The organism is Lentzea tibetensis, from assembly GCF_007845675.1.
Lineage (GTDB): Bacteria > Actinomycetota > Actinomycetes > Mycobacteriales > Pseudonocardiaceae > Lentzea > Lentzea tibetensis.
Map to the genome: position 1 here is coordinate 176,828 of NZ_VOBR01000001.1, position 12,702 is coordinate 189,529.

The following is a 12,702-nucleotide window of genomic DNA, read 5'->3' on the forward strand; positions in this document are numbered from 1 at the left end:
TCAGCCCTCTCTCGGCAAGCCAAGGATCCGTTCGCCCGCCAGGTTCAGCAGCACCTGCGTGGTGCCGCCCGCGATGCTCAGGCACCGGCCGAGCAGGAACTCGTGCACCAGCGGGTGCGCCACCACGGCGTCCAGCCCGAGCAGCTCCACACCGAACTCGGCGACCGCCTGCCGGTGCCGCACGCCGACCAGCTTCCGCACGCTCGACTCCGCACCGGGATCGGCGCCGCTCAGCTGCTTCAGCCCGGCGCGCAGTTCGAGCACCGACCCGGCGAGCCCTTCACCCACCAGCGCGCCGATCCGTTCCCGCACATCGGGATCGCGCGCGGCGTCGAGCTCGAGCACGCGTTCCAGCCACTCCCCCAGCGACGACCCGCGTCCCATCGCGACGCGTTCGTTGGCCAGCGTGGTGCGGGCCAGCCGCCAGCCGTTGTCGACGTCGCCGACCACGCAGTCGTCCGGCACGAACACGTCGTCGAGGAACACCTCGTTGAACCGCGCCTCGCCGGTGATCTCCCGCAGCGGCCGCACGTCGATGCCCCTGGTGCGCATGTCGACCAGGAAGTACGTGATGCCCTTGTGCTTCGGCACGTCCGGGTCCGTGCGGGCGAGGCAGATCGCCCAGTCGGCCTGGTGCGCGAGCGACGTCCACACCTTCTGCCCGGTGAGCAGCCAGCCGCCTTCGGTGCGGATCGCGCGGGTGCGCAACGAGGCCAGGTCCGATCCGGCCTCGGGTTCGCTGAACAGCTGGCACCAGGTGATCTCGCCGCGCAAGGTCGGCCGCACGAACCTCTCCTGCTGCTCGGGGGTGCCGTGCCGGAGGATCGTCGGCGCGGCCCAGGCCCCGATCACCAGGTCCGGCCGCCGCACACCGGCCAGCTCGTCGTCGATCACGAGCTGGACGGCCGGTGAGGCGTCCAGCCCGTACGGCTTCGGCCAGTGCGGCACGAGGTATCCGCTGTCCGCCAGCCGCTTCCGTTGTTCCGCTGGTTCGAGTGCGGTGATCTCGGCCGCGAAAGCCTTGGCAGCAGCGCGTTCCTCGGCCGGGTCGTCCTGGAGCTCGACTCTGAGGGACCGGCGCGCGCCGTTGAGCGCGAGCTCCGCCGCACGCCTGCGCCACTTCGCCGTGCCGCCTGCGTGCTGCCGCAACGCGAGCGCGCGCCGCAGGTAGCGGTGGGCGTCGTGCTCCCAGGTGAACCCGATCCCGCCGAGCACCTGGATGCAGTCCTTGGCGTTCTCGACCGCGGCGTCCAGCGCGACCGAGGCGGCGACGGCGGCCGCCAGCGGGAGCTCGTCCCTCGCCTCGTCGGCGGCGCGTGCCGCGTCCCACGCGACGGCGCTCGCCTGCTCGGCGCGGCACAGCATCTCGACGCACAGGTGCTTGACCGCCTGGAACGACCCGATCGGCCTGCCGAACTGCTCGCGCTGCCGGGCGTGCGCGGTCGCCGTGCGCAGGCACCACGCGGCGACACCGCTGGCCTCGGCGGCGAACAGCGTCATCGCCAGGTCCGTCGGGTCGGGCAGCACCTCGGTTGCGGAGACGTTCTCGAGCGCGACGTGCCCGAGCGAACAGGCGAGGTCGACCGCGTCGAGCCCGGTCACCACTGCTCGGTCGGCGGGCACAACGACCCACGTGTCCCCGGCGCGCAGGATCAGGTGTGACGCTTCGACCGCGCCCAGCACGTACCGGGCCTCGCCGTTGAGCACGCCGCCGACCGCGGTCAGGGTGCCGCTCGTGAGGCCGAGCGCGACCGCGGCTCGTCCGTCGGCGAGCAGGTCACCCACGGGGTGCTCGGCCAGCAGGACACCGGCCAGCGCGGTGGGCAGCACCGGGCCGGGCACCAGGTCCTCGGCCGTCTGCTCGAGCATCGCGGCGAGGTCGACGACACCGCCACCTTCGCGCGTCACGTCGAACAGGCCGAGCCGGGCGAGATCGGGCCAGTGCAACGGCCGGTCCGCTTTCGCCGCCCACTCGTGCAGGCTCGACCGCGCCGCGCGCTGTTCGTCGGTCATGGCGATGGGCATCCGACCTCCTCCAGGACATGAAGAAGTTTATAGAACGTGTTCTACTTCTGCCAACACCCCTGAATCAATCACACTCACGACACCGGTCAGGTACGATGCTCGCACCGGTGAAACAGGTTCCAGGAGGATCAGCTCGGTGACAGCCAGTTCGAAGCCGCGCGCGGACGCACTCAACGTGCTGTCGGGCGAGGAGCTCAGCTCCGCAGCCCAGCGCGAACGGCGCAAGCGGATCGTCGACGCGACCATCGCACTGGCGTCCAAGGGCGGGTTCGACGCCGTGCAGATGCGCGCGGTCGCCGAACGCGCCGACGTCGCACTCGGCACGCTCTACCGCTACTTCCCCTCCAAGGTCCACCTGCTGGTGTCCAGCCTCGGCGTCGAGCTCGAACGCGCGCAGGAAAAGATGGATCGCACCAGCATTCCCGGCGACAACGCCTACGAGCGCGTGCTGTTCGTGCTCGGCCGGATCACCCGCGGCCTGCAGCGCAACCCGCACCTCACCGAGGCGATGACCCGCGCGTTCACCTTCGCCGACGCGTCAGCCGGGGCCGAGGTCGACAACGTCGCGCGGCTCATGGAGCGCATGTTCACCAGGGCCATGAGCGAGGAAGAGCCGACCGACGAGCACAAGGCCATCGCCCGCGTGATCAGCGACGTGTGGCTGTCCAACCTCGTCGCCTGGGTGACGCGGCGGGCCACCGCGTCCGATGTCGCCACCCGGCTCGAGCTCACCGTTCGGCTGCTGCTGGCCTGACCGGCGCATACTCGACAACACCGTCCACCACAACGGACCCCAGCTCACCGCGCGCCACGAGCACGTCGAGGTGCGCACTCGTCTCTCCCACGGCCAGGATCCGGTCGAACAACCCCAGGTCGTCGTAGTTGCGCGCCCGCCGCGTCCACCCCAGCTTCCGCGCCACCTCGTGCGAAGTGACCGCGCCCGAGTGCACCGCGGTGAGAGTCGCACCCAGCCGGTCCTCGTGGTGCTGCAACAACTCGTCGACGCGGGAGTGCACGCTGTCGGTCACCGGCCCGTGCGCGGGCAGCAGACGCATGTCCGGGTAGGACCGCATGAGCCGCAGCGAGTCGAGGTAGTCGCCGAGCGGCAGCTCGGCGCGAGCGGTCTCGAAGCCGATCGACGGCGTGATGTGCGGCAGCACGTGGTCGCCCGCGAACAGCAGCTGTGCCTTGGTGTCCACGTACACGAGGTGCCCGCTGGTGTGCCCCGGTGTGGGCACCGCGCGCAGGACGCGTTCCTGCAGTGCGATGTCGGTCGTGCCGTCGATCCACTCGTCCGGCAGCTCGTAGCCCCGCTGCACCTCGCTGCTGTCGAAGTTCTTGTACGCCTCGCGCAGCTCGTCGGCGAGTGCACCCGCACCCCACCTGGCCAGCTCGGCGAGCTGGCCGTCCGCCTGACCGCTGATGATCTTCTCCAGCGACGGCTGCTCACCGATGCCGAGGGACACCTTGGCACCGAACAGCTTTCGCAGGGTGATGGCCATCGTGTAGTGGTCGCGGTGCACGTGGGTGACCAGGAAGCGGTGCACCTGCTCCAGGCCGTAGCCGACGGAACCCAGCGCGTCCTCCAGCTGTTTGCGCGCCTCGTCCAGCGCCCAGCCGGAGTCGACCAGCACCAGGCCGTCGCCGTCCTCGACGGCGTACACGTTGACCGCGCGCAGGCCGTCCATCGGCAGTGGGAGCGGGATCCGGTGGATTCCCGGCGCCACCTCGTAAGCCCCTGGCTCCGTCCAGGTGTGCCGCGAATCCGCCATCTGCGCCTCCTCGTTCACTGTCCACTCAAGACTGTCTCGACGTGAGCAACGGCACCAGCACGCCGTCCACGATCCGGCCCGTCGAGTGGGTCGCGTAGCTCCAGGTGAGCATCGACGCCAAGGTCGCGGCGTCGACGGTGTCCGCCAGCTCGCCGCGTGCGACGGCCCGCGTGATCGCGGTTTCCAGCGCACCCGCGAAGGCGGGCTTGATGTGCTGCTCCAGCAGCTCCGCCATCCGGTCGTTGTCCCTGCTGGCCTCCAGCAGGCCGAGCAGCAGGCCGCGCGAGTCGTACCAGGCCTCGTCGTAGCTCCACGAGCTCATGATCTCCCGGATGTCCGCGGACAGACAGCCCGTGTCCGGAAGCGGCACGTCCGGGCGCAGCGACATCACCGCGTCCGCGATCAGGCTGACCTTCGACGGCCACCGCTCGTACAGCTTGCCCTTGCTGACGTGCGCCCGATCGGCGACGCGGTCGTAGTTGAAGCGGGCGAACCCGACCTCCGACAGAACGGCGAGCGCGGCGCCGTGCAGGCTGCCCAGACGCGCTGGATCCGTGATCGGTGTACGGCCCACGTTCCCTCCAGGTCGTCGCACGAGCACGGCGTCCGGGTGTGCAGCGCCGCACCCTGGCTTCATACCACGACTTTCCACGGGACCGCGGAAGCCGATCAGGGTGCGGCGCCGTGCTGCGGGGCCAAACGGTCGAGTCCACTCCGGATCATCTGCGGCGGAGCCGGTAGAACAGCTCGTCGAACTTGAGCAGCCTGGCGAGGCTGTCTGGCTCGGTGTCGGCCACTTCGACGTCGGTGATCCGCCACCGCGGAAACGCTTCCTCGACGTCCGCGCGGGTGGCGCCGCGCGGCAGCACGAGCCGGAACCGGAGCCGACGGACGCGTCGAGGTCGGTCACGTCGGCGCGCACGATCCGCATGTCGACGCCCTCCCGTTCGGCGCGTTGCCTGGCCCGGCGGAGTGCGGGCTCGACGATGTCGACTGCGGAGCTTGCCCGCGAACGGTTCGTGGTCAGCAGTGACGCTTCGAGCCGGGCACCTACCGTTGATTCCCCGCCTGGGCGGGTGTTCCGGCTTCCACGAGCCCGGTCAGCGCCTGCGGCAACGGGCCGTGGTGCAGGACGCCGAGGCGTTGGGTGGCACGGGTCAGTGCGACGTAGAGCTCGGCCGCACCGCGCGGGCCGTCGGCGAGGATCCGTTCCGGGTCCACGACCAGGACGGAGTCGAACTCCAGTCCCTTCGTCTCCGACGCCGCCACCGCACCCGGCACATCCGGTGGCCCGATCACGACGCTGGTGCCCTCGCGACCGGCTTCGTCGCGGCCGAACTCCTCGACGGCAGCGGGCAGTTCGTCCTCGGTGACCAGCCGGGACCACGGCTGGACGCCGCACGCGCGGACCGACTCCGGTGGCTGGACCTGGGGTGCGAACTCGGCGAGCAGCGCGGCGGCGACGGTCATGATCTCCGCGGGCGTGCGGTAGTTCACCGTCAGCGACCGGTAGATCCAGCGGCCGGGTGCGTACGGCTCCAGCATCTCCGCCCACGACCTCGCGCCGGCCTCCGACCGGCGCTGGGCGAGGTCGCCGACCACCGTGAAGGACTTGCCGGGGCAGCGCCGCATCAGCACCCGCCAGTCCATTTCGGACAGTTCCTGCGCTTCGTCGACCACGACGTGCCGGTAGGTCCAGTCGCGGTCCGCGGCGGCGCGTTCGACGAGCTCGCGGGTGTCCTGCTCGACGAAGCGATCCGCCAGGTCCTCCGCGTAGAGCAGGTCCGTGGCGAACAGGTGGTCCTCGTCGTCCATCGAGTCCTGGCGGCCGACGAGGCTGTCCAGCACGTTCATGGCGTACTCGGCCTCGGCCTTCTGCTCCCGCGCGGCAGCCTGCGCGGCGGCCTGGTCCGCCGCCTTGTCCCGGCCGAGCAGGTCGACGAGCTCGTCGAGCAACGGCACGTCCGACACCGTCCAGGCGTCGCCGTCGGCACGCAGCAGCGCCGGGTCGGCACCAGCCGCCCGCAGTCGTTCGAGGGACGAGTACAGCGGTGCCAGCAGTGTTTCCGGCGTGAGCACCGGCCAGAGCTCGTCGAGCGCGGCGGTGAACGCGTCGTCGTTCGCGAGCTCGTTGAGCATGTCCTTGCGCATCCGCTCCCACGCGCCGCGGTCCGAGCGGCTCAGCCAGGTCCGGCCGATCCGGCCGATGGCCCGTTCGGTGAGCACGTACGTGACGATCTCGGTGAACGTCACGCGGGCCTCGTTGTGCGGCAACCCGCTCGCCCGCGCCTCGTCCCTCGCCCACTCGGCGGTCTCGGCGTTGATCTGCACCGCGACGCCGCCCAGGTTGATCGGGATCGGCTCCTCCGGCAGCCGTTGCCGGTCGGCGATCGCCGCCTCGAGCACACCCAGCATCTTGAGCGAGCCCTTGATCCGGGCGGCTTCCGGCGGGTCCTCGGCGGTGACGCGCAGGCCGGGCACGAGTCCGCCGGTGGTCGTGAACACCACGTCGGACTCGCCCAGCGACGGCAGCACGCGGCCGATGTGGTTCAGGAACGCCGGGTTGGGCCCGACCACGAGCACGCCGTGGCGTTCCATCCGCTCCCGCTGGGTGTAGAGCAGGTACGCGACGCGGTGCAGCGCCACCACGGTCTTCCCGGTGCCGGGACCGCCCTCGATCACCAGCACACCGGGGTGGTCGAGCCGGATGATCTCGTCCTGCTCGGCCTGGATCGTCGCCACGATGTCGCGCATGCCCTCGCCGCGCGGCGCGTTGACCGCCGCGAGCAGGGCCGCGTCCCCTCGTTCGTCGACTCCGGGGCGGCCGAGCACCTCGTCGGTGAACTCGAGCACCTGACGCCCGCGGGTGTGGAACTGGCGACGCCTGCGCATGTTCTCCGGGTTCGCACCGGTGGCGACGTAGAACGCGCGCGACGCAGGCGCCCGCCAGTCGAGCAGCACCGGGTCGAACTCGTTCTTCTCGTCGAAGAGACCGATCCGGCCGATGTACGAATGTTCGCCCGAAAGGGTGTCCAACCGGCCGAAGCACAGGCCGTTGTCCGCCACGTCCAGCCGCTTCGCCTCCTTGGCCAGCGCGCGCACGTGGAAGTCCCGTTCCATGGGTGTCCCGCCGGTTCCGCGCAACGCCGCGGTGAACTCGCCCTTCACCCGCGCGCGCTCGGCGTCGAGCCGCGTGTAGAGCCCGGCGACGTAATTGCGCTCGGACCGCAGTTCCTCTTCGTACCCCTGAGCTGACACATTCCCCTCACAGCGCCTGACTGATTTCAGATTCGATCCCGCAGCGTTCACGCGGACACCGGTGACCTGCGCCGGCTGGTCGCGTCGACCAGCAGCGAAGCGGCCACCGCCGCCCCGTCACCGCGGATCGTGCCCGCTACGGCGGTGGCTCGCGCGCGGGTCTCGGGGGCCAGTGCCGTGCCGAGCGCGACTGACAGGGACTCCGCGGTCGGAGCCGGACCGTCGTGCGCCGCACCGATGCCCAGGTCGGCCACCCGGCCCGCGAAGTAGGGCTGGTCCCCTCCCTGGGGCACCACCACCTGCGGCGCGCCGGCACGGGTGGCTGTCGTCGTGGTGCCCGCGCCGCCGTGGTGCACGACGGCGGCCACCTGCGAGAACAGTACCTGCTGGTTGACCTCGCCGACGGCGAGGCAGTCGTCGTGGCCGTCGACGACTGCCAGGTCGGCCCAGCCGCGGGCGACGAGCACGCGGCGGCCCTGCGCGCGGATCGCTTCGACGGCCACCTGGGCCACGTCCTTCGACGCGCCCATGGGCATGCTGCCGAAACCCACGTACACCGGTGGTGCGCCGGCGTCCAGGAACGCCACCAGCTCGGCCGGCAGCGGCCGTTCGTCCGGCAGGATCCACGCACCGGTCTGCACGACGTCGTGGTCCGGCGTCTCGTGCCACGGGGCCAGCACCGGGTCCGCCGCCAGCCACGGGCGGTCGGTGAAGGCGTGGTCGCGGACGTCGTTCACCGGCGGCAGGCCGTTCGCCGCCCGGTGGGTGTTGAGCCCCGCGCCGAACAGCGCGTTCGCGTGCTGGGCGTCCAGGTCCCACAGCACCCGGTTGTCGGTCACCTCCGCCGGCAGCGGCCTGCCCGGCCTCGCGAGCGGCGGGTGGTGCGGCGACGGCAGGCTGACCGGCTGGAAGCTCGCGTACACGTAGCCGATGCCCAGTTTCTCGGCGACCGACCGCGCACCGGCCGCAGCGGGCAACAACCCGGTCGCCACCACCACGTCACATCCCTCGGCCGCCGGGCCGAGCTCGTCGAACTGCGCCGCGACCAGCTGGGCCGCGCGCTCGGAAACGCCCGCCGTCGACGGCGGCGTCGCCCCGGTCACCAACGCGCGCACCGACTGGCCGACCGGCACCATCGGCACACCGACGTCGACCAGCCGCGCCGCGAACTCCTCGTCCGGCGGCGCGCACACCCGCACCTCGACGTCGAGTGCCCGCAGTCGCACCGCCAGTGCGACCAGCGGCTCGACGCCCCCGCGCGAGTCGTACCCCGACAACAACACACGCACTTCGCAAACCCCCATTGCCGCGGAATCTGGCTACGGCCGACGATTCTGCGGTGCGAGTGGGGTCTTGCCGCAAGCCCCCCGGTGCGCTATACGTTGAGAGTGGAAAGAGTGGGTTTTCCTCTTTCCCTCATCCTCACGCCTTGCAATCCGCCTTCACCGCGGACGCGGCGTGGTGCGCGTACGTGGCCCCGGACCCGTTCCAGTCCTGGCCCCGAGTCAGCAGCTGAAGCGCGAGCTTCCCGTCCGTGACCTTGTAGGACCCGACTCCGACCCACTTCCCGCGCTGGTCGACCTGCTTGATCTCGAACGACCCCAGCGGCGACCCGGACGGCTGGTGCCCGCCGAACACCCGGTAGGACGTGGGGTTGCCGCCGACCTCCTGCAGGTCCCCGTTGGGGATGAACACCGACAGGGCGCAGGTACCGGAGGAAACGGCACCGGTGGAGAACGTCCACAGCCCGTAGGCGGAGCTGTCGTCCTTGGTGGCGGATCCGGACATGGGGATCGACACGAACGCCGACCCGCACTTGCCGTCGCCGTGGTCGACCCAGCCTTCACGCCCGTCGCGGAACGTGCCGACCCCGTTGAACCCGCCGCACCCAGGCCCCGCGGTACCGGAGTACGCGGGCCCGGCCGGAGGCTTCACGATCGGGTTGGTCGGCGTGGCGCTGCTGCCGGGAGGCTGCGACGAGCTCGTTGCCGGCGCGGTCGACGACTGCTGGCCCGACGACGGGATCTGCGGGTCGATCACACCGGGGATGTAGCCGTTGCCGGTGCCCGTCTGCTGGGCGATGCCAGCCGGGTTGTCGTCCGAGTCGCCGAGGGTGCCGATGTACACGGCCGTGGTGACCAGCAGTGCGCCCGCCACGGCCAAAGTGATGATCTTCGGCTTGAAGGTCATCGGCAGCGGCAGCTTGCCGCGCCTGGTGGCCTCCGGGTCCAACACTTCCCACGACTGGGCGCGTGACTGGCTCCTGGCGCGGGCGTCCGCCATCAGGGCGGGGTCCACCGCCGGGTGCTCGCCCGACCACTCTGTCGCCATGCTCCCTGCCTTTTCACTCACAAGTCTGTAGCCCGAGCGTCTCCGAGACGTCGGCACTGTTCCATGCAGGTGTACGGACGGGACCAGTGGCACGATTTTTCTGACTCGATACCGAGACCAGATCGTTTCACGGAGCTGGACGCGTCGCGTTCCGCCAAGTGGCGGAACACGACGCGCTTGTCGCTGGTCAGACCGATGGGCGTGGCAGTTCACTGCCCGCAGCGAACCAGTCGTGCCACTTCACGCCGTCACCCGCGAACGCGGTGCCCGTAGAGGTTGCCACGTACACGTCCGCGGCGGTACCGCGGGTGTAGGTCACGATGTCGGCCTTGCCGTCGCCGGTGAAGTCCGCGACGCCGGGGACCTCGTCACCGACCGCGAAGTGGCCGTGCCACACGGACGCCGTCCCGAAGGACGTGCCGGTCGAGCGGGCCACGGTCACCTGGCCACCGGAGAACAGCACCACGTCGTCACGACCGTCGCCGTCCACGTCGCCCAGCTCCGGCTTGCCGGGCAGGTTGTCGTGCCACCTCACGCCGTCACCCTCGAACGACGCGCCGGTGGACAGGGCCGCATAGGCCGCGCCGCCGGTGAACGTGACGATGTCGTCGCGCCCGTCGCCGTTGATGTCACCCGCGACCGGGGTCTCGGTGCCGGCCGCGAAGTGGTCGTGCCACTTCCAGCCGGTGCCCACGAACGAACGGCCGTTGGACAGCGCCACGAACACGTCCGCCGAGTCGCCTCGGGTGAACGTCGCGATGTCGTCGCGCCCGTCGCCGTTGAAGTCGCCGACCAGCGGCACCTCGGTGCCCGGCGCGAACAGGCCGTGCCACATCCAGGCGTCCTGCACGAACTTCGTGCCGTCGGACAGGGACACGTAGACCCGGCCGTCGCCCTTGGTGAACGTGACGACGTCGGCCCTGCCGTCGCCGTCGAAGTCACCGGACATCGGGATCTCCGCGCCGACTGCGAAGTGGTCGTGCCACTTCACGCCGTTGCCGGTGAAGCCCGACCCGGTCGAGGTCGCCGCGTACACGTCCGCCGCGTCGCCGCGGGTGAACGTGAGCACGTCGTCCCGGCCGTCACCGTCCACATCGGACACGTTGGAGCCGCGCACCTTGCCGCTGACGACCGCGGACCGCGCACCCTCGTTGCCGGACGCGTCCACCGCGGCGACGCGGTAGCTCCACGTCTCCCCCGGCTTCAGCGCGCCGTCCCGGAACTGCGGCACCCGCGTGGTGCCGACCAGCGTCTCCGCACCGCCGGCGCGGTAGCCGTACACGCGGTAGCTGTCCGCACCGACGTTGTCAGCCGCGGGCGACCACTCCAGGCCGATCGAGTGCACCTTCGTACCGACCGTCCTGACCTGAGCAGGCGCGGACGGCGCGGCGGTGTCCGCGAACGCGGGCACCAGGCTGTCGACCTGGTACTGGGCCGCGGTCCAGGTGCCCTGCGGCCTCAGCGTCACGGTGATCTGCGACTTCGCGGTCGCGGGCAGCGTGAACGAGTCCTCGAGCCAGCGCGAGGTCCCGTTGCGCAGCGGCTGCACCCAGGTGCCGACCGGCACGCCGTCGACGAGCACGTCCGCGCGCGCCGGGGCGTTCTGGTCGCTGGTCCGGCGCAGCAACGCGGCACCCTTCACCGAGATCTTGAACGACACCGGCGAGGTGCTGCTCCGCACGTCGTCGCGCAGGACCACGTCGTCGTCATCGCCCTCGTACTGCGCGGACAACGGGGATTGGCCGCCGCCCGCCTCGGTCCAGCCGTGCGCGGACCGGCTCACCGCGTCACCGGCGTCGATCGCGTCGGTGCGCTTCGTCGCGACCTCGGGCCGCGTGTAGAGGTACGCGGTCGAGGCGTAGTCAGCGTCGAAGTCGTTCTGCTGCCCGTGTTCGATGCCGAACCGCAGCGCGCTGCCGAAGCCGACCGCGTCCCCCAGCATCAGCCGGTACACGCCGTCGCACTCGTGCACGCATCCGTCCCTGCCGACCAGGTGCCGCGGGTTGCCGTTGAACGGGTTGCTGAACTCGCCGCGGTCGAAGTACCAGCCCGACTCGTAGAAGTCCTCGGTGCCGGTGCCGTGGAGAGACGGCGCGAGCGACGAGTCGACCCGCACCCGCTCGTCACCCTCCAGGTAGTAACGGCCGGGCGTGCGTCCGCGCATGGTGTGCGTGACGCCGACGAACTTGCCGCTGCCCGCCACGTCGGCGAAGTACCAGTCCTCGCCCGCCTTCGTCCGCGCGCCCTTGGACTGGGTGCCGAAGTGGCCCTCGGTCCCGGTCCACGCGCGCGGCGCGGACGAGATCTCGGACGTCACCTGCACGGCCGGGCCGGGGTTGACCAGCTCGACCTGCGCGGACGACCGGTAGGGCATCGGCCACCACGACGAGTGCCAGCCGTCGGCGCTCATCGCGAACATCAGCGACCGCACGGCCGCCTGGGACAGCGCGCTGCCGAAGAACTCGCCGACCGGACTGTCCACAGTGGTCCGGCCGTCGAACGTGATCCGCAGCCGCAGATTGTTGTTGTGCGCGGGCAACTTGAGCCGCAACGAGTTGATGCTGCCGGAACCGGTGAGCTGGGCGAGGGTCGCCTTGCCACCGGTGGGCACGGTCACCGTGCGGTTCGCCGGAGTCGCGCCGGGGGCGGCGGGCTTCGGGTCGCGGGTACCCGACGCGCGCAGCATCGCGAGCACGTCCTCGGCCTTGTCGGACTTGTCGAACGTCGTCACGCCGTCCGCGGACGCGAGGTCCCGGTAGGTCACGTGGTAGAAGTTCGGGTTGTTCTGCGTGGTGATGCGCATGGAGCTGCGGTACGGCATGGGCACCTTGACGTAGACGCCACCCGAGCTCTGGTCCGCGTTCGCGACGAGCGGGTGCGCGAACGGCGCGCCTTCCTTGCCGTCGACCAGTTCCTGCAACGACCGCTGCAGGATGACGCGGCCGTCCAGCTCGATCTTGATCCAGCCGGTCGCGGTCATGTTGCCGGTGTTGCCGTTGAAGACCTGGGTGAACCAGAGCGACTGGACCTCGCCGGCGCCGCTGTCCTCGGCGATGACGCAGCCGGACGCGTCCTGGCGCAGACAGGAGAACGCACCGGAGAAGCCGTCGCCGTTGCTGCCGTCGCGGGCGAAGCTGGAGAACTGCTCGGTGCGCGAGTGGGTGAGCTCGGGCAGTTGGTCGAGTTTGCGATAGGTGTCCCAGCCGACCGGGCCGTTGTCGGAGACGGCGGCCTGCGCGGTGCTGGGGAGGGCGAGAGCGCTCGCCGCGATGATGATCGCGGCGAGCGCCGAGCCCCCGAGTGCACGGAGGTTCAT

Annotated in this window: 9 protein-coding genes; 1 reads left to right on the forward strand and 8 read right to left on the reverse strand. The window is 70.8% G+C overall.

Features of this window, described 5'->3' with window-relative positions; genetic code table 11:
* Window positions 1-2,025 carry an acyl-CoA dehydrogenase gene (locus FKR81_RS00795; protein WP_146348923.1) on the reverse strand — a complete coding sequence of 675 codons (2,025 nt, stop codon included), beginning with the start codon at window positions 2,023-2,025 and terminating at the stop codon, window positions 1-3.
* Between the two features lie 136 nt (window positions 2,026-2,161).
* Between FKR81_RS00795 and kstR the strand changes: the two genes are divergently transcribed.
* On the forward strand, window positions 2,162-2,779 hold the full coding sequence (kstR, locus tag FKR81_RS00800; protein WP_235921168.1) for a cholesterol catabolism transcriptional regulator KstR: 618 nt from the start codon (window positions 2,162-2,164) through the stop codon (window positions 2,777-2,779).
* Here the strand turns inward: kstR and FKR81_RS00805 are convergent.
* The 7 genes from FKR81_RS00805 to FKR81_RS00830 form a co-directional block, all read right to left on the reverse strand.
* Window positions 2,754-3,797, reverse strand: a complete 1,044-nt coding sequence (locus tag FKR81_RS00805) for an MBL fold metallo-hydrolase (protein ID WP_146348924.1) — start codon at window positions 3,795-3,797, stop codon at window positions 2,754-2,756. The genes kstR and FKR81_RS00805 overlap by 26 nt on opposite strands.
* Before the next feature lie 25 nt (window positions 3,798-3,822).
* Window positions 3,823-4,371, reverse strand: a complete 549-nt coding sequence (locus tag FKR81_RS43185) for a TetR/AcrR family transcriptional regulator (protein WP_186762672.1) — start codon at window positions 4,369-4,371, stop codon at window positions 3,823-3,825.
* Window positions 4,372-4,516: 145 nt separating this feature from the next.
* Window positions 4,517-4,666 (reverse strand): hypothetical protein, encoded by a 150-nt coding sequence (locus FKR81_RS43190; protein ID WP_186762673.1) that lies wholly within the window; start codon window positions 4,664-4,666, stop codon window positions 4,517-4,519.
* A 181-nt stretch (window positions 4,667-4,847) separates the two neighbouring features.
* Window positions 4,848-7,055 (reverse strand): RNA polymerase recycling motor ATPase HelR, encoded by a 2,208-nt coding sequence (gene helR / locus FKR81_RS00815; protein ID WP_186762674.1) that lies wholly within the window; start codon window positions 7,053-7,055, stop codon window positions 4,848-4,850.
* Between the two features lie 47 nt (window positions 7,056-7,102).
* Complete coding sequence (locus FKR81_RS00820; RefSeq protein ID WP_146348926.1) at window positions 7,103-8,344, reverse strand: glycosyltransferase; 1,242 nt, start codon at window positions 8,342-8,344, stop codon at window positions 7,103-7,105.
* Window positions 8,345-8,477: 133 nt separating this feature from the next.
* The gene (locus FKR81_RS00825; protein ID WP_146348927.1) at window positions 8,478-9,386 is read right to left on the reverse strand and encodes a hypothetical protein; all 909 of its coding nucleotides are present in this window, start codon (window positions 9,384-9,386) and stop codon (window positions 8,478-8,480) included.
* A gap of 187 nt (window positions 9,387-9,573) precedes the next feature.
* Window positions 9,574-12,702 carry a DUF2961 domain-containing protein gene (locus FKR81_RS00830; protein WP_146348928.1) on the reverse strand — a complete coding sequence of 1,043 codons (3,129 nt, stop codon included), beginning with the start codon at window positions 12,700-12,702 and terminating at the stop codon, window positions 9,574-9,576.